This window comes from Delftia sp. DS1230 (genome assembly GCF_040112715.1).
GTDB lineage: Bacteria > Pseudomonadota > Gammaproteobacteria > Burkholderiales > Burkholderiaceae_C > Comamonas > Comamonas tsuruhatensis.
This window is the reverse complement of sequence record NZ_CP157763.1, coordinates 930891-948438: the sequence shown is the minus strand read 5'-3', so window position 1 is coordinate 948438 and position 17548 is coordinate 930891. Positions and strand designations below refer to the sequence as shown.

The 17548-nt window shown below is 68.2% G+C and carries 16 protein-coding genes; 13 read left to right on the top strand and 3 right to left on the bottom strand.

Annotation, left to right across the window (positions count from 1 at the left end):
• Nucleotides 1–3 precede the first annotated feature (3 nt).
• A complete protein-coding gene (locus AAN986_RS04295; RefSeq protein WP_241150451.1) occupies nucleotides 4–972 on the top strand; it encodes an ADP-ribosylglycohydrolase family protein in 969 nt (322 codons plus the stop codon).
• A gap of 338 nt (nucleotides 973–1310) precedes the next feature.
• Nucleotides 1311–2402 carry a fimbrial protein gene (locus tag AAN986_RS04290; RefSeq protein WP_241150452.1) on the top strand — a complete coding sequence of 364 codons (1092 nt, stop codon included), beginning with the start codon at nucleotides 1311–1313 and terminating at the stop codon, nucleotides 2400–2402.
• A 15-nt stretch (nucleotides 2403–2417) separates the two neighbouring features.
• Here the strand turns inward: AAN986_RS04290 and AAN986_RS04285 are convergent, their stop codons facing one another.
• Nucleotides 2418–2831 (bottom strand): lysozyme inhibitor LprI family protein, encoded by a 414-nt coding sequence (locus tag AAN986_RS04285; RefSeq protein ID WP_047219605.1) that lies wholly within the window; start codon nucleotides 2829–2831, stop codon nucleotides 2418–2420.
• Between the two features lie 224 nt (nucleotides 2832–3055).
• On the opposite strand from AAN986_RS04285, the gene AAN986_RS04280 reads away from it, so the two are divergent.
• From AAN986_RS04280 to AAN986_RS04235, 10 genes are all read left to right on the top strand, one after another.
• Nucleotides 3056–3916 (top strand): transporter substrate-binding domain-containing protein, encoded by an 861-nt coding sequence (locus AAN986_RS04280; RefSeq protein WP_047219606.1) that lies wholly within the window; start codon nucleotides 3056–3058, stop codon nucleotides 3914–3916.
• 102 nt (nucleotides 3917–4018) lie between these two features.
• Nucleotides 4019–4942, top strand: coding sequence for a transporter substrate-binding domain-containing protein (locus tag AAN986_RS04275; protein ID WP_047219607.1), 924 nt, complete (start codon nucleotides 4019–4021; stop codon nucleotides 4940–4942).
• The gene (locus tag AAN986_RS04270; RefSeq protein ID WP_016448804.1) at nucleotides 4939–5757 is read left to right on the top strand and encodes a transporter substrate-binding domain-containing protein; all 819 of its coding nucleotides are present in this window, start codon (nucleotides 4939–4941) and stop codon (nucleotides 5755–5757) included. Before AAN986_RS04275 ends, AAN986_RS04270 begins: the two co-directional genes overlap by 4 nt.
• Nucleotides 5754–7301 carry an FAD-binding oxidoreductase gene (locus AAN986_RS04265; RefSeq protein ID WP_047219608.1) on the top strand — a complete coding sequence of 516 codons (1548 nt, stop codon included), beginning with the start codon at nucleotides 5754–5756 and terminating at the stop codon, nucleotides 7299–7301. The genes AAN986_RS04270 and AAN986_RS04265 overlap by 4 nt, the downstream gene beginning before the upstream one ends.
• A complete protein-coding gene (locus tag AAN986_RS04260; protein WP_349335578.1) occupies nucleotides 7298–8569 on the top strand; it encodes an aminotransferase class I/II-fold pyridoxal phosphate-dependent enzyme in 1272 nt (423 codons plus the stop codon). The genes AAN986_RS04265 and AAN986_RS04260 overlap by 4 nt, the downstream gene beginning before the upstream one ends.
• On the top strand, nucleotides 8566–9315 hold the full coding sequence (locus AAN986_RS04255; RefSeq protein WP_034397155.1) for an amino acid ABC transporter permease: 750 nt from the start codon (nucleotides 8566–8568) through the stop codon (nucleotides 9313–9315). The genes AAN986_RS04260 and AAN986_RS04255 overlap by 4 nt, the downstream gene beginning before the upstream one ends.
• Complete coding sequence (locus tag AAN986_RS04250) at nucleotides 9305–10126, top strand: amino acid ABC transporter permease (RefSeq protein ID WP_013800582.1); 822 nt, start codon at nucleotides 9305–9307, stop codon at nucleotides 10124–10126. The genes AAN986_RS04255 and AAN986_RS04250 overlap by 11 nt, the downstream gene beginning before the upstream one ends.
• Nucleotides 10113–10991 (top strand): amino acid ABC transporter ATP-binding protein, encoded by an 879-nt coding sequence (locus AAN986_RS04245; RefSeq protein WP_013800581.1) that lies wholly within the window; start codon nucleotides 10113–10115, stop codon nucleotides 10989–10991. The genes AAN986_RS04250 and AAN986_RS04245 overlap by 14 nt, the downstream gene beginning before the upstream one ends.
• Nucleotides 10992–11016: 25 nt before the next feature.
• A complete protein-coding gene (gene metC / locus AAN986_RS04240) occupies nucleotides 11017–12276 on the top strand; it encodes a cystathionine beta-lyase (RefSeq protein ID WP_241150453.1) in 1260 nt (419 codons plus the stop codon).
• Between the two features lie 723 nt (nucleotides 12277–12999).
• Nucleotides 13000–13269 (top strand): hypothetical protein, encoded by a 270-nt coding sequence (locus AAN986_RS04235; protein WP_016448810.1) that lies wholly within the window; start codon nucleotides 13000–13002, stop codon nucleotides 13267–13269.
• Between the two features lie 411 nt (nucleotides 13270–13680).
• Here the strand turns inward: AAN986_RS04235 and AAN986_RS04230 are convergent, their stop codons facing one another.
• Nucleotides 13681–15891, bottom strand: coding sequence for a rhodanese-like domain-containing protein (locus AAN986_RS04230; protein ID WP_047219210.1), 2211 nt, complete (start codon nucleotides 15889–15891; stop codon nucleotides 13681–13683).
• A 233-nt stretch (nucleotides 15892–16124) separates the two neighbouring features.
• Here AAN986_RS04230 and AAN986_RS04225 point away from each other — a divergent pair, with 233 nt between their 5' ends.
• Complete coding sequence (locus AAN986_RS04225; RefSeq protein WP_047219209.1) at nucleotides 16125–17114, top strand: tripartite tricarboxylate transporter substrate binding protein; 990 nt, start codon at nucleotides 16125–16127, stop codon at nucleotides 17112–17114.
• 15 nt (nucleotides 17115–17129) lie between these two features.
• On the opposite strand, the gene AAN986_RS04220 is transcribed toward AAN986_RS04225, so the two are convergent.
• A complete protein-coding gene (locus AAN986_RS04220) occupies nucleotides 17130–17546 on the bottom strand; it encodes a tautomerase family protein (RefSeq protein WP_013800576.1) in 417 nt (138 codons plus the stop codon).
• Between the last annotated feature and the right edge of the window lie 2 nt (nucleotides 17547–17548).

Below are 17548 nucleotides of genomic sequence, written 5' to 3'. Positions count from 1 at the left end.
ACCATGATCAAGAGCACAGGCGTGGCCATGGACACGCTGGACCGATACCGTGGTGCCCTGCTGGGCCTGGCCTGCGGCGACGCCGTGGGAACGACGCTGGAATTCCAGCCGCGCGGCAGCTTTGCGCCGCTGACCGACATGGTCGGCGGCGGCCCGTTCTCGCTGCCCGCAGGCAAGTGGACCGACGACACCTCCATGGCCCTGTGCCTGGCCGAAAGCCTGCTCCAGCACGGCGGCTGCGACCCGCAGGACCAGATGACGCGCTATGCCAACTGGTACGAATGGGGGTACTGGAGTTCCACCGGCAACTGCTTTGACATCGGCATGGCCACCAGGGCGGCCATCCAGCGCTTCCTGGCCACCGGCGATCCGCTGGCCGGGTCGCCCGACCCGGACCAGGCCGGCAACGGCTCCCTGATGCGGCTGGCGCCCGTGCCCATGTTCTTCGGCCCCGACGAGGACCTGGTGCAGCGCATGGCTGAACTCAGCTCACGCACCACCCACGCGGCACCTGAATGCCTGCAGGCCTGCCGCCTGTTCGCCGTGTCGCTGAGCCGGGCACTGCAGGGACTGCCCCGGTCGCAGGTTCTGGACCTGGGCGGCGTTCTGCAAGACGGCGCCAGCCCGCGCCTGCGGGAGATTGCCCGTGGCGACTATCGCGACAAGCCGGCCGCACAGATACGCGGCAGCGGCTACGTGGTGGACAGCCTGGAGGCGGCCCTGTGGTGCTTTGCGAGGCATGACAGCTTTGAAGGCGCGGTACTGCAGGCCGCCAACCTGGGCGATGACGCCGACACCACGGCAGCCATCACGGGCCAGTTGGCAGGAGCCCTCCACGGCGCCAGCGGCATTGCGGACCGCTGGCTGGAACGCCTGCACCTGGCCCCTGAGATCACAGCCCTGGCCGATGCGCTCTGGCAAGCCGCCAGAGGTGCCAGGGACGCTTCTTCGACCGCACCTCTCAGTACCTGAGCGGCCTGGCGCGCTCACGACAGTCGCCGGGGCCGCGAGCGGACTGAACCTGGCTTGTCTGCACGACCTCCCACGCACCCGGGCTCCGTGACACGCGGGCCTTGCTCTTTACGAATGGCGTGCATGGGCGGCTTTTGACTGAGCCACGCTCCATTTTCAGAACAATCTGATTGCATCAACTCATATCTTCGGCGTAGAGTGTGAAATACCTAAGAGGCCACACATCGAATGATTCGATGCTTTCATTTCCAGCCCCTCATTATTCACTCAAAAGTTCGATAAAACTATTGCGTGATATTTTCGAGAAACATACTTCAGCAATGGACCGAATCAGTATCATGCATTTTTCTTTCATTCCCTCATTTTTCTCGCAAGTACGCCGCCTTGCATTGATCGCCCTTCCATTTCTCATCGCCTTTTCAGCGGCAACGATGAACACCAATGCCTTTGCCGGGGGCGTATTCTCCCCCACCAGTTCCAGCATTTCACTGCCCGAGGAAATAACAGTACCCGGAAATTACGCCAACGGATCGACGCTATGGAAGTCTACGGCAACCGTATTTAATCTTCGAGCAGTGCTGAACACGGCATTCGAGTACGATGTTTCCAAAGCTGTTGTAGCCGCCAATGTTCAATCCGGAAACAAGACGCCCGGATACAATAATGTCTACAGCACCAATATTCCCGGCATTGGAATCCGCTGGTGGGCAACATGGCGCGGCCCCAGCGCTCCCAGTGGCAGAACCATGCCCATTACCACCGAATCAGAAAATAATTCGGGCGCACTGGGTTATTTTTGGAATGTCAGTTCACACCCCCAGGATGTCTGGATCGAGCTGGTGAAAACCGGGAGCGTTTCCGCTGGCGTGCTAACGGGCTCCGGGATGAACGTCGAGATGCGATTCCAGTGCCCCAGCTGCACCGCAGGAAACGTCAACCTGTCCGGCCGCACCAGGGTGGTGGTCGGTCCCTCCTGCTCGGTGGCCGCCTCGACCATCTCCGTACCCATGGGCGCTGTGCCCATCCTGCGATTCACGGGCCTCCAATCCACCTCCATCCCCCAGCACTTCGACATCACGCTGGAATGCAAGGGCGGCGCGCCCGAAAGCGTTCTGCGCCCCCACATCACGCTCACCGATGCCAACGACACCAGCAATCAGAGCACCGTCCTGACCTTGAGCCAGACCGCGCCAGACGGCAAGCCGGTTGCCACCGGAATAGGCATACAGATACTGAAGGATGGCACCGCTCTCGGCTACGGCCCGGATTCCAACGTGCCTGGCAACACCAACCAATGGAGTGCGGGAACCATCGTCCAGGGCGTTGCCCAGTTCAAGATCCCGCTGACTGCCAAATACGTGCAGACCGCTGCGGCAGTCACGACGGGGCAGGCCAACGGCAGGGCCACCTTCACGCTGAACTACCAGTGAGCAGCGTCCCCGCCCTCAGGGCTTCTTGTCCAGCTGCATTTCCCAGGACTTGAGCTGCTTGGCGCGGGCGCGGGCGAAGTCGCTCCAGCAGTTGGCGCGCGCATCGTCCTTGGCAAAGCTGGCGGAATTGAATTCAGAGAGGAACTCGCAGGCACTGCGCGCGTACTGCACCCAGTTCCTCTGCGCCACTTCCAGCTCTTCCGACGCCTGGGGCATGCGGGCCTTGAGCTTGAGCGACAGCGAGACGTAGGCGGCCTTGACCATGGCCACGTTCTGCTCGTGCAGGCAGGCGCGCACCTCGGACATGTTGGTGGAGCTTTCCTCGCAATTGCCCGAGCTGGTGGGATTGGCGGCCCGGGCCACGGGGCTGGCACACAGCAGGGCGGCGCAGGCGAGAGGGGCGAGTAGGGACGCTAGGGCTTGGTGCATGGAAGAGGGCTCGCTGGGAGGTGCCGGTGGGCGCAGCACCCCGGCCGTCGCGATTACACCATCGACCCGCCCTGCTTCGGGCCCACATTTCCCTGGTGATCACCCTGATGCAGCGACGCAAAGTGCATAAACATGCTCCCAAAGCTTTGTTGCCGTGGGTCAAGGGCGGCCAGAAGATGCGGGCGTACGCATCTTTCGTTCGTCCCGACCGCCCCGCTCCCGCCATGCACACAAGCCCCACCCTGCGCCGCCAGCCCCGCGCCACCCTTTCCGCATCCCTGACCTTCATCGCCGCCGCGCTGGCCCTGGCCTGCACCCAGGCCCGGGCCGATGCCACGCTGGACAAGATCAAGCAGCGCGGCAAGGTCACCATTGGCGTGCTGGTCAATGGCGGGCCCTTCGGCTCCATCGACCCGTCCACCCAGCAGCTGGTGGGCTGGAACCCCGAGCTGGCACGCGCCCTGGCCAAGGGCCTGGGCGTGGAGGCCGAGCTGGTCCAGGTGCAGACCGCCACGCGCGTGCAGTTTCTGCAGGCCGGCAAGGTGGATCTGCTGATCGCCTCCATGGAGCTGAACCCCGACCGTGCCGAGACCCTGGGCTACGCGCCCACGCCCTTCTACCGCGTGGGCGGCATTGCCGCCGTGCGCAAGGGCAGCGGCATCGCCAAGTGGGAAGACCTGCGCGGCAAGCCCGTGTGCGTGTCCCAGGGCAGCAGCTTTGCCAAGCCGCTGGCCAGCGAGTACGGCGCCCAGGTGCATGGCTACAAGAGCTCGTCGGACTCGCTGCTGGCGCTCAAGGGCGGCAACTGTGTGGCCGCCGTGCATGACAGCACGCTGATCTACCCGCTGCTGCGCAGCAACCCCGAATGGGCGCAGTACTCGGCCCCCATCGCCAGCGAGGTGCTGCCCGCGCCTTCCGTGGTCTGGACCCGCAAGGGCGAGGCCGACACCATCGCCGCAGTGGACAAGGTGGTGCAGGACTGGCACCGCACGGGCTGGCTGATCGCCGCCGAAAAGCGCGTGGGCATCGAGCCGGCCAACCCGCTGCTGCCCGAGCTGCAGGCCAAGTTCAAGTCCGCCAGCTGACCGCCGACCGCCACGGCGGTCCACCCCTGCTTTTTTTCCGACCACCCAGGCCCAGGCCCCGCAGGACGGGGCCGGGCCTTCCGTTCCCTGATGGATTCACGCATGCCCCGCCTTCTTCCCCCCCTTGCCGCCGCCCTGGCCCTGCTGCTGGGCGCCGGTGCCGCCCACGCCGATGCCACGCTGGACAAGATCAAGCAACGCGGCAAGCTGTCCGTGGGCATTGATGGCGCCAGCCCGCCGTTCGGCGTGCTGGACCCCGCCACCGGCAAGACCGGCGGCTACCAGACCGAGCTGGCCGCCGACATCGCGCGCCGCCTGGGCGTGCCGCTGGAGACGGTTCCCGTGACGGCCTCCACGCGCGTGCAGTTCCTGCAAAGCGGCAAGGTGGACCTGTTGATCGCCAACATCCAGTGGACGCAGGAGCGCAGCGAGATCCTCTCGTTCGCGCCCACGCCCTATGACCTGATCGGCGGCGGCGCCCTGGTGGCCAAGGCCAGCGGCATCAAGCGCTGGGAAGACCTGCGCGGCAAGGTGGCCTGCGTGTCGCAGGGCAGCAACTTCGCCAAGCCCCTGGCCGAGAGCTATGGCGCCGTGGTCAAGGGCCTGCGCGGCATTCCCGAGTCGCTGCTGGCGCTCAAGGGCGGCACCTGCGCGGCTTCGGTCCATATCCAGCCCGCCCTTTATGAAAAGCTCACCGGCCCGAATGCGGCCGAGTGGAAGGACTTCGAGCTGGGCACGCAGGACCAGTTGATTCCCTCGCCCACCGTGGTGTGGACGCGCCGCGGCGAGGCCGACACCCAGGCCTTCGTGGACAAGGCCATCCAGGACTGGCACCGCACGGGCTTTCTGCTCAAGGTGGCCCGCGCCAGCGGCGTGCCCGACACCTGGATCGCCGAGCGCCACGAACGCGCGCTGAAGGGCCAGTTCGACCGCGCGCCCTACGACTTCGCGGTGTATGCGGCAGCGCAGGCACAAGTGCAGGCGACGCAGGCAACCCAGGCCGCCGCCAAGGGAGCCAAGCCATGAAGCCGACTCGCACCGCACTGGCGGCCCTGCTCGCCCTCACGGCCCTGGCAGCCCATGCCGACGCCACGCTGGACCGCATCAAGCAGCGCGGCAAGATCGTGGTGGGGGTGATGCTTTCGGGGCCGCCGTTCGGCACCATCGACCCCGTCACGCAAAGGCACGTGGGCTACAACGTGCAGCTGTCCGAAGGCGTGGCCAAGGGCCTGGGCGTGGGGGTGGAGACCGTGCAGGTCCAGCCGTCCAACCGCGTGCAGTTCCTGCAGCAGGGCAAGGTGGACATCCTGATCGCCAACATGCAGTGGACGCAGGAGCGCAGCGAGATCCTGTCCTTCGTGCCCACGCCGTTCGAGGAAGTCGGCGGCGCCGCCATCGCCAAGAAGGGCAGCGGCGTGCGCCAGTGGGACGACCTGCGCGGCAAGCCCGTGTGCGTTTCGCAGGGCAGCAATTTCACCAAGCCGCTGGCCGATCAATACGGCGCCCAGATCAAGGCCTTCCGGGGCCAGCCCGAGTCGCTGCTGGCCCTCAAGGGCGGCAACTGCGCGGCCGCCGTGCATGTCAGCCCCACGCTGCGCGAACTCGTGGCCAGCAATGCGGACTGGAAGGACTACGAGATCGTCTCGCCCGCCGACATCATTCCCTCGCCCTCGGTGATCTGGCTGCGCAAGGGCGAGTCCGACACGCAGGCGGCCATCGACCGCATCGTGCAGGACTGGCACCGCACGGGCTGGCTGATCGAGGTGGAGCAGCGCAACGGCATGACGCCCACGCCGCTGCTGCACCAGCTGCACGACAAGTTCAGGAAGGCGCCCGCATGAGCACCCACACCAGCACCAGCACCAGCGGCCACATCACCGGCCCCGCCGACCTGGTCACCGCGCTGCGCCACGCCCTGGGCGATGCCCATGTGCTCACGGGTGCCGATGCGGCCGGCTACCTGACCGACCAGCATGGCCGCCTCACGGGCCAGGCCCTGGCCGTGGCACGGCCCGCCGACACGGCCCAGGTGGCGCAGTTGGTGCGCCTGTGCCGCGCCCACCGAACGCCCATCGTGGCCCAGGGCGGCAACACCGGGCTGATGGGCGGCGCCACGCCCGACGCCTCGGGCCACGCCGTGCTGCTGTCGCTGGCGCGCCTGAACCGCGTGCGCGCCATCGACACCGACAACGACACCCTGACCGTGGAAGCCGGCGCCGTGCTGGCCCATGTGCAGCAGGCAGCGCGCGATGCGGACCGGCTGTTCCCCCTCAGCCTGGGCTCCGAGGGCAGCTGCACCATTGGCGGCAACCTGTCCACCAACGCGGGCGGCACCCAGGTGCTGCGCTACGGCAACGCGCGCGAACTGGTGCTGGGCCTGGAAGTGGTGACGGCCGAGGGCGACATCTGGGACGGCCTGCGCGGGCTGCGCAAGGACAACACCGGCTATGCGCTGCGCGACCTGTACGTGGGCAGCGAAGGCACGCTGGGCATCATCACGGCGGCCACGCTGCGCCTGCATCCGCTGCCCCGCGCCCAGCACACGGCCCTGCTGGCCTTTGGCTGCATACGCGATGCGGTGGCCTTCCTCAGCCAGGCGCGGGCGGGCTTCGGCGCCAGCCTGACGGCGTTCGAGCTGATGTCGGACACGGCCCTGGGCCTGATAGCCCGCCATGTGCCCGAGCAGCCGATACCGCTGGCGCTCAACGCGCCCTGGTTTGCGCTGATCGAGCTGTCCGACAGCGAGGGCGAGGACCATGCGCGCCAGCGCTTCGAGTGCGTGGTGGGCCAGGCCTTCGAGGACGGCCTGGTCACCGATGCCGCCATTGCCGAGAGCCTGCAGCAAAGCCAGGCCCTGTGGCGGCTGCGCGACCAGGCCCTGGGCGAGGCCCAGCGGCGCGACGGCCGCAACATCAAGCACGACGTGTCGGTGCCCATCTCGCGCATCCCCGAATTTCTTGCGGCCACGGCCGCGCTGCTGCAGGCGCGCTTTGGCGCCGTGCGGCCCGTGGCCTTCGGGCACCTGGGCGACGGCAACCTGCACTACAACGTGTCGCACGCGCCGGACAGCACGCCCGCGCAGCTGTTTGCCCAGGAAGACGCCATCCACGAGGTGGTGCACGACAGCGTGCACGCCCACGGCGGCTCCATCAGCGCCGAGCACGGCGTGGGCCAGACCAAGCGCGACCTGCTGCCCCGCTACAAGAGCGCCGTGGAGCTGCAGCTCATGCGGCGTCTCAAGCAGGCCTTCGACCCGCTGGGCCTGCTCAATCCCGGCAAGGTGCTGCAAGCCCTGCCGGACGATTTGCCGCATGACTTGCCGCACGACTTGCCGCAGGTTTCTCCACCGCCAGCCGCCGCATTCCAGGAAGGCCCCACGCCATGACCACGCCCTTTCCCCTTTCGCAGCGCGTGCAGCGCGTCAGGCTCTCGCCCAATGCCGCGGCCAGCGCGCGGGCCACGGCCCTGGCCCGCCAGGGCCGCGACATCATTGCGCTGACCACGGGCGAGCCCGATTTCGACACGCCCGAGCCCATCAAGCAGGCTGCCATCGCGGCCCTGGCCCGTGGCGAAACCAAGTACGCGCCCACGCCCGGCACGGCCGCGCTGCGCCAGGCCATCAGCGCCAAGTACCGGCGCGAGAACGGTCTGGACTTCGACGCCGGGCAGATCATCGTCAGCAACGGCGGCAAGCAGGTGATCTACAACGCGCTGGCGGCCACGCTGGACGCGGGTGACGAGGTCATCGTGCCGGCGCCGTACTGGCCTTCGTTTCCCGACATCGTGCGCGTGAACGACGGCACGCCGGTCATCGTGGATTGCGGCATTGAGCAGGGCTTCAAGCTCACGCCGGCCGCGCTGCAGGCCGCCATCACGCCGCGCACGCGCTGGCTGGTGCTGAACACGCCGGGCAACCCCTCGGGCGCCGTCTACAGCCGCGAGGAACTGGCCGCCCTGGCCCAGGTGCTGCGCCTTCATCCGCAGGTGCTGGTGCTGCTCGACGAGCTGTACGAGCACATCTGGTTCACGCCCCAGGCCCCCGCGCACTGGCTGGCCGTGGCCCCCGACCTGCGCGAGCGCACGCTGCTGGTCAACGGCGTCTCCAAGACCTATGCCATGACCGGCTGGCGCATCGGCTGGGGCGCAGGCCCGGCCGCGCTGGTGCAGGCCATGGTGGTGATCCAGTCGCAGGCCTCGTCGGGCCCCAATTCCGTGGCCCAGGCCGCAGCCGCGGCGGCGCTGCAGTCGCCCGACCAGAGCTTTGTGCAGCAGGCCCGCAACGCCTATGCGCGGCGCGCGCAACGGGTCACCCAGGCGCTGGACCAGGTGCCGGGCCTGGCCCTGCTGCCACCGGGCGGATCGTTCTTTGCCTTTGTGAACTGCGGCGCGCTGATAGGCCACCTGCGCCCGGACGGCCAGCCCATCGCCAGCGACACCGACCTGACCGAATGGCTGCTGGAGTCCGAAGGCGTGGCTGCCGTGGATGGCGGGGCCTACGGCCTGTCGCCGTATTTCCGCATCTCCACGGCCGCCAGCGACGAGGTGCTGGCCGAGGCCACGGCCCGCATCGCACGCGCCGTGGCCGCGCTGAAAGACCCCGCTGCACAAGCGCAAGCGCATGCACAGCCGGCCGCCCTGGAGGCCGTGCCATGAACGACAGCCTGCTTGCCCAGGGCGTGCAAGCGCTCAAGGGCCTGGGCCTGAACTACGCCTTCGTGCTGGACGTGTCCGAGCGCCAGGCCTTTGTGCGCGGCATGTTCGTGACCGTGCAGCTGGCCCTGCTGACCATTGCCGGCAGCCTGGCGGCCGGAGTGGCGCTGGCGGCGGCCCTGACCTCGGGCCGCGCCTGGCTGGCACGGCCTGCGCGCGCCTTTGTGGAGGTCACGCGCAACACGCCCACGCTGGTGCAGCTGTACTGCGCCTTCCTGGTGCTCAACATGCTGATCACCCAGCAGTTGCGCGACTGGGGCGCGGGCAACAACCCGCTCACGCCCTTTGTCTGGGTGGTGATCGTGGTCTCGCTGCACAAGGGCGTGTTCCATGCCGAGGCGCTGCGCGCCGGCATCGAGGCCGTGCCCGCCACAACGCTGGAGGCGGCGCGCTCGCTGGGCTTTTCGCAGCGCCAGCTGCTGGTGCGCGTGCAGCTGCCGCTGGCCGTGCGCTTTGCCCTGCCCTCGCTGACCAACAACCTGGTGGACCTGGTGAAGATGACGGCCGTGGCCTCGGCCATTGCTGTGGGCGACGTGACCTACGAGTCCATCATGATCTGGTCGCAGCGCGACAACGTGCTGGAGCTGCTGCTGCTCATCCTGCTGTGGTTCGGCCTGCTGACCTGGCTGGTCAGCCTGGCGGGCCGCTGGCTGGAACAACACCTGAGGATGCCCGGCTATGGCCAATGAAGCCACCCTGAACACCGGCGCCGCGCCCCGCCCGCTGCCTGCCGCCCTGCTGCGCGCGGCGCGCAGCCCCTGGCTGATCGCAGGCGCCGCACTGCTGGCCCTGTGCGCCTGCTGGGCCGCCACGGACAGCGCCCCGCCCGCCTTCGTGCACCTGTGGAAATGGCTGCCTGCGCTGCTGCGAGGCCTCCTGGTCAACATCGAGATCAGCGTACTGGCCGTGGCCATCGGCACCGTGGCCGGCCTGGTGCTGGGCGCCCTGTCGCTGTCGCCCACGCCGGCCGTGCGCACGGGCGTGCGCTGGTATGTGCAGCTGTTTCGCAATGCGCCCATCCTGGTGCTCATCTACTTCACCACCTATGTGTTCCCGTTCGAGCTGAAGCTGGTGGGCTGGACCTTTCCGTTCCCCGACTGGGTCAAGGTGGTGCTGGGCCTGGCCCTGCCCACCAGCGCCAACGTGGCCGAGATCTTCCGGGGCGCCATCCAGTCCATTCCCAGCGCGCAGTGGGAGGCGGCCCAGTCGCTGGCCTTTCGCCGCAGCGAGATCTTCCGCCTCATCGTGCTGCCGCAGTGCGTGCGCCGCATGCTGCCGCCGTGGATGAACCTCTACGCCAGCATCACCATGAGCACCTCGCTGGCCTCGCTGGTGGGCGTGCACGATGTGGTGGACACCGCCCAGATCGCCAGCAACACCGTGGCACGCACGGACTTCACCATCCTTGTGTATTTCACGCTGCTCGCGCTGTTTTTCGCCTATTGCTATCCGATTGCCCGCGCCACCCGCGCCCTGGAGCGACGCCATGAACGCCACTGACTCCTTTCTCTCCCAACTCGCCACGGCCGATGCCCCCGCAGGCACGGCGCCCGCACTGGTCCACCTGCAGGATGTGCACCTGTCCTTTGGCGACAACCAGGTGCTCAAGGGCATCGACGTGCAGGTGCGGCGCGGCGAGGCGGTGACCATCATCGGGCCCTCGGGCTCGGGCAAGTCCACCATCCTGCGCTGCATCACCGGCCTGCTGCGGCCCCAGCGCGGCGCCATCTCGGTGGCGGGCACGCGCGTGGACCAGCTGCGCACCGAGGCCGAGCTGATCGCCCTGCGCAAGCGCGTGGGCTTCGTCTTCCAGCAGTACAACCTGTTCCCCCATCTGTCGGTGCTGGAGAACCTGGTCATCGCCCCCACGCGCGTGGTCGGCCGCGACCGCGCCACGGCCGAGCGCGAGGCCCGCGCCCTGCTGCAGAAGGTGCGCCTGGACCACAAGGAATCCGCCTACCCCGGCGAGCTGTCCGGCGGCCAGCAGCAGCGCGTGGCCATTGCGCGCGCCCTGGCCATGCGGCCCGAGCTGATCCTGTTCGACGAAGTGACCTCGGCCCTGGACCCCGAGACCGTGGGCGAGGTGCTGACCGTGATCCGCGACCTGGTCAGGGACGGCATGACCTGCGTGCTGGTCACGCACGAAATGCGCTTTGCCGAAGAGGTCAGCGACCAGGTGTATTTCACCGAGGCCGGCCGCATCGTCGAGCACGGCCCGGCCGCCCAGATCTTCGGCAGCCCGCGCAGCGAGCGCACGCGCGAATTCCTGCAGCGCGCCCTGGGCGATGGTGCACGGTCCAGGCCTGCGCCAGCCGCCCCGGCCACAACGCCGCTGCCCTTCAACAGCCTGCGCTTTGCCCTTTGATCCCCACCACCCGGAGCACCCCTCCATGACCGCAGACATCCGCCCCGACACGCATCCCGCCGCCCCGCGCCGACACCCTCAGACTGCGGCCCTGCGCCCGTCGACCCGCCTGCTGCACGCAGGCACGCCGCCGCTGCAGGGCGGCTCCGGCCCCGTCAACGTGCCCGTGGTGCGCACCAGCACCGTGCGCTTTGCCGACAGCGCCGCCTACGCCGACCTGCACCACCGCCGCGAGGCCGGCGAGCGCGTGGCCTCCTACGGCCGCCACGGCCTGGACACGCACCGCGCGCTGGAAGACGCCGTGGTCGCGCTGGAGGGCGGGCACCGCGCCTTTCTCACGCCCTCGGGCCTGTCCGCCATCACCCTGGTGCTCATCGCCCTGCTATCGCCCGGCGACCATGCCCTGGTGGCCGACAGCGTCTACTCGCCCGTGCGCCGCGTGGATGCCACCTTGCTGCAGCGCCTGGGCATCACGCTGGAGTACTTCTCGCCCTCGCGCGACGATCTGGCCGGCAAGATCCGCCCCAACACCCGCCTGGTCTACCTGGAATCGCCCAGCTCCCTGCTCTACGAAGTGCTGGACCTGCCCGCCCTGGCAGCCGTGGCACGCCAGCAAGGCATTGCCGTGGCCACCGACAACACCTGGAGCGGCGGCTGGTTCTACCAGCCCCTGGAGCACGGCGCCAACCTCTCCATCCAGGCCGCGACCAAGTACATCGCCGGCCACTCCGACGTGATGCAGGGCATCGTCATCACCGACGGCCCCGCGCTGTCCAAAAAGATATCCACCGCCTACGAGGCCCTGGGCCTGACCATAGGCGCCGACGACGCCTACCTCGCCCTGCGCGGCCTTCGCACCCTGCCTGTGCGCCTGGCCCAGCACCAGCGCCACGCCACCGAAATCGCGCAATGGCTGGAGCATCAGCCCCAGGTCGGCCGCGTCTTCTACCCGGCCCTGCCCTCCGATCCCGGCCATGCGCTGTGGAAGCGGGACTTCAGCGGGGCCAGCGGGCTGGTCTCGTTTGCGTTTGCCGAAGGGGTGGACGCCGGTGCCGGCGCCGTGTTCGTTGACTCGTTGCGGCAGTTTGCGCAGGGGGCTTCCTGGGGCGGGTACGAGAGCCTGGCGCTGGTGGCGCAGCCTGAGCGGTTGCGGGAGCACAGTGTGTGGACGGGGACTGCGCCTGTGGTGCGGTTGCATGTGGGGCTGGAGGATCCTTTGGATCTGATTGCGGATCTGGAGAGGGGGTTTGGGGGGGTGGTGGAGCGGTTCAGGCTGGCTGCCTGAGATTTTTTGGGCTCTGCTGCGTTTGCTGCGTGTTGCTGCGCTTGCTGGTTCTGGCCCTGCCGGGGGGTTTCTTTTCGAGGCCGGGTCTCGGCCCGGCGGCCGACCTACTTTCCTTTGTTTCGCCAAAGGAAAGTAGGCAAAGCAAAGGCGACCCGGATGTCCGCGACCCTCCGCTTCGCTGCGGGCAACCTGCGTCGTGGCGGTTGCGGGGTTCGCCGTGAAACTCTCTTCGCGCTGCGCGCTACGTTCAAACATCACGGCGAGTCAGATCACGAAGCAGTCCTGTCCTTCGGCAGGACTGCAACCCCGCAACCGCCACGCCGCAGGCGCTGACATACGGGGAGTTGGCTCGGGCCATCGCTTCGCTCGGCCTTTTTTTGAGCGCGCTTGTCGTCCAAAGCCTCTATCATTTCGACCGGCCCCCTGTTCAGGGGCTGGTGCGTAAGAACACCGATCGCAGCTGGTGCTGGCCTCCCCATCAGAGAGGCCTTGTCGCGTCTGAATACTTCGGATCGTGGGGCATTCCCACGTCCATCAGTTTTGGACGGGATGGGGCTACCCGCAAGGATGTCCGCACGGCGTTGCACGTGTTCTTAACATCCCGTCCACCTGCTCATGCGTAAGAACATGCGTTGGTGACTGAAGACTCGCAACGGAGCACGCAACCATGCATACAGCGTCCATAAGCCTCGCAACCCTCACCATCACACGGAGGGTCAGGCCATGAAGCAGGAAACACGATCCACCAGCGCAAGAACCACGCAGCTGAACTTCTCCATCACCGAGGTGAACCGAATGGTCCAGATGGGCTGCAACGAGGTCTCTTCCATCTCCCAGCTTGCCCAGGCGTGGCTGCTATCGCCCGAAGGCCTGCGCGATACCGACGTGGTGACCAACGCCTTGCGCACCATTCAGCACAGTGCAGAGCGGCTGGCCACCTACGTGGAAGACGAGATCTATCTTCTGCGCAACACCGCCAAACCCGAGGTCTGAAGCAGTAGCCTCAGCCCACGAAAACAGCCGAGCGCCACAATGGCGCGTCGGCTGTTTTGCATTTCCGGCTGTTGGCTGTTGGCTGTTCCCCAATCTCCCCCCTTCTGCCCACGCCTGCGTTGGGCGGGATGCGGGGTGGCAGCCCTGCCGAAGGACAGGGCTGCTTCGTTGTCTAGCTCGCCGTGATGTTTGAGTGAAGCGCGCAGCGCGTAACGAGTTTCACGGCGCACCCCGCATCCCGCCCAACGCAGGTCGCCCCGGAGCGCAGCGCAGGGGTCGTGGGCAGTTTGGGGCGCGCTTCTTTGCCTACTTTCTTATCGCGCGATAAGAAAGTAGGTCGGCCGCCGGGCCGAAACCCGGCCTCGAAAAACAACCACCCGGCAGGGGCCAAAAGCAGACCAACAGCCAGACTCAAACAGCAGCCAGCAGCCGAATCCCAGCAGAACCATCCCGCTCCAACTGCTCAACCAACCCCAACTCCCAATCCAGATAAGCCCGAAACCCCGCATCCCTCAACCCCAGATCCCGATGCGCATAAGGGCTGTACCACTGGTCATCATCCCCCGTCAGCACATCCGCATCCCCCTGCCCCAGCGGCAGCCCGGCAGCAGCCCAGGCAGAAGTGCCGCCAACGACGGAGCGCACATCGCGCCCCGTGCGCGCCGCCAGTTCGGCCGCCACGCTGCGCGCCAGCACGCCGTCCGGCGAGGTGAGCACCACCACTTGGGCCGGCGGCAGGGCCTGCACGAAGGAGGGCAGACGATCAGGCACGGCAAAGCGCGCACCGGCGATGTGCTGCTTCTCGAAGGCGGGCCGGCTGTCCACGTCGAAGACGATGGCCCGGCCTTCGCCCAGCAGTTCCTGCGCCTGCTGCACGGACAGCTGGGGCGCAGGCGCGTGGGAGGCGAGCACGCGCACGGGTTCGGCGCCGACCTCCAGGGTGGCCAGCGTGGGCGGAACGCAGGTGAAGACTTCCCAGCCCAGCTGGGCCAGCCAGGCGCCGGTGGTGAGGGCGCGCACGCCGTCCCAGTCGGCCAGCACGATGCGTGCGCCGCGCGTGGCCGCGTATTCGTCGGTGGCCTGCACGAGCTGGCCGCCCGGCGCCCAGCGCCAGCCAGGCAGGTGCCCGGCCTGGTATTCCTCGCGGGTGCGCACGTCGAAGCGGTAGAGCGTGCGTTCGGTGGCTTCGGACTCGAAGCGGGCCAGTTCGGCCGCATCAATGGATTGCACGCCAGCGCGCTGTGCCACGCTGGCTGCGCGTTCGCGTGCGGTGGCCAGGGCGACGGCGCCGGGCTCGGGCAGCGGGGTGCGGCGGCCATGGGCCAGCCTGCGGCCGGTGAGCAGCCAGTCCATGGTGCCGTTGCGCAGCGAGACGACCGGGTTGGGGATGCCGGCGTCGATCAGGGTCTGTGCGCCCACGATGGAGCGCGTGCGGCCCGCGCAGTTGACGACGACCAGGGTTTGCGGGTCCGGGGCGATTTCGCCGATGCGGTAGACCAGTTCGGCCCCCGGCACGCTGAGCGCAAAGGGCAGGCTGAAGGCCGCGAATTCCTCGGGCGTGCGGCTGTCGACGACGACGATGTTGTCGCCGCGCTGCACGCGCGCGCCCAGCTCGTCCGAGGTGATCCAGGGCGTGTGCTTTTCATGCTCGATGACTTCGCCGAAGGCCTTGCTGGGCACGTTCGTGCCGCTGAAGATTTCCAGCCCCTCGGCCGCCCAGCCTTCGGTGCCGCCTTCGAGCACGGAGACGTTGGGCCAGCCCAGGCGCACGAGCTTGGCCGCAGCCTCATGGGCCAGGGAGCCGTCTGCGTCCACCAGCACGATGCGCGTGCCCCGACGCGGCACCAGGCGGTCGATGAGCTGCTCCAGCCGCCAGGCCGGGGCGGGCGCCGCGAACAGGATGTGGCGGTGCGCGAAGACACCGGCCTCGCGCACGTCGAGCACGGCGATTTCCTCGCCATCGGCCAGGGCCTGCCGGAGCGCGGCGGGCGTGACTAGCGCATGGCGAATCGACTTGGGCGGGCCGAAGGTGCGGAAGCTGCCGCCTTCCAGGCTCTCGAAGACCACGCGATCGGGCATGCGCTCCAGGCCGCGCCCGTAGAAATGCAGGTGCAGGCCGGGTTCCTCGCCGATCAGCTCGATGGTGTGCACGTCGGTGGGCGTGAGCACCACCGAGGTTCCGCTGCCCACATCGACGCTGCGGCCCAGCGCCAGGGTGTCGCGCAGCGGGTCGTCGGTCTTGCCGCGCGTGAAGAACACGTTGCGCTCCACGCCTTCGACGCCCGCGATGATGGCCCAGGTGGTGTGGTCATGCGGCGGCTGGGACTTGCCCGGCAGGCCGGTGGACAGGTACAGCGCATAGCGCCCGCCCAGGTCTTCGCTGAGGCGGTAGACCTGGGCCGGGTTGCTGGCCGAGACGGGGAAGTGCGCGTGCGGGAACAGTTCGCGCTGCAGGCCCAGCGCCTCCAGCTCGCGGGCCACGGCCTGCAGTTGCTCGGGCGTGGCCCGCTCGGGATCGGGGAGCAGGCGCCGGGCCGTGGCGATGAAGCCGGTGATGGCGGCTGCGCGGCGGCTGGCCACGTCGCTGCCGCTGAAGTCGATGGAGAGATGGGTCTGTGTCATGGGAGTGCCTGGGGGACGTTCGCGGGAGGACACGAAGTTAGGCCTCTCCCGCCCTGGCGCCAACGACGCATTGCGGATATGGATATGAGCTTTGGGCACTGCGCGCGCATGCGTGGCGCAAGCGTGACGCACGTTGTGCGGCAGCCGCATATGCATAGCCGCAATGCTTAGTTCACGCCGCGCCAGGAGCCTCCCAGACTGCGGGCATCGACTCTCTGCACTCCGGCACTCCCATGATCCGCACCCCGTCTGCGCTGCGCGCGCTGCTGCTCCCCCTGTTCTCCGCCCTGGCCCTGCACGCGCCGGCGGCCCTGGCCTCGGCCGACAGCTTTCCGAACAAGCCGGTGCGCATCATCGTGCCCGTGGCGCCCGGGGGCAGCGCCGACAAGCTCACGCGCACGCTGGCCGACAAGCTGGCCGCGCTGTGGGGCCAGTCGGTGGTGGTGGAGAACGTGGCCGGGGCCAGCGGCACCATCGGCGCGGCCAAGGTGGCCAAGGCCGCGCCCGACGGCTACACCCTGCTGCAGCAGGGCGAAGGCCTCACGCTCAACGGCCTGCTGTTTGCCCAGTTGCCCTACGACACGCAAAAGGCCTTCACGCCCATCATCAAGGCCGTGGTCAATCCGCAGGTGCTGGTGGTCAACCCCGCCACGGGCCTGAACACGCTGGGCGACTACCTGGCCCGCGCCAAGGCCAAGCCACAAAGCATCAGCCTGGGCCTGCCCGGCAATGGCGGCATTGCCCATGTGGCGCATGAAATCCTCACGCAGGAGACGGGCGCCAAGGTCAACTACATCCCCTACCCGGGCGGTGGCCCGGCCGCGCTGGACGTGCTGGGCGGCCACACCGACGCCACGCTGATCACGCTGGCCGCCGTGACCGAGTACGTGCGCGCCGGCAAGCTGCGCGCCCTGGCCGTGACCACGCCCTACCGCTCCGACGCCCTGCCCCAGGTCCCCACCATGGCCGAGGCCGGCGTGCCCGGCTTCTCGGTGGAGAGCTGGCAGGGCTACTTCGCGCCGGCGGGCACGCCTGCGCCCATCGTCGCCAAGATCAACCGCGACCTGCAGACCGTGCTGCAGGCGCCCGATGTGCGCGCGCAGCTGGAGCACATGGGCTTCAAGGTGGCGGGCGGCTCCCCGGCCGACCTGGGCCAGAGCCTGCAAAGCGAGCGCCCGCGCTACGCCCGCGCGATCCAGTCGGCGGGGCTGTCGCTGCGCTGAGGTGCAGGCAGGACCTCAGAGGGGAGAGGGCCGATTGTCCAGGCGCCACTTCTCTCCCTCGGGCGTGCCCGGCACGGGCGGGCGCAGTCCCTGGATGCTCCACAGGCTGAAGGGCGTCTCGTCCACATGCATCTCCCAGCGCAGGCCCCGGTCGGCAATGAAGGGGGACAGCTGCCGCCGCACGCCTTCGAGGAACCGTGTCTTGGTCTCCTCGTCGCGGATCTGCCGCGCGATATGGTCCACGGAGATGCGCACGAAATCATCCGCAGGCTCGCCGCCGATGAAGAACGAAGTGCGCGCGACGGCCTCGAACACCACGCCCACGTAAAAGCGCGGCAGGTCGCCGTAGACGGCCGTGATGCGCTGGGCGATGGCCTGTTTGTCTTCATCGCTGAAGGCGTTTTCGGGGTGGTAGATCTTCCACAGGGGCATGG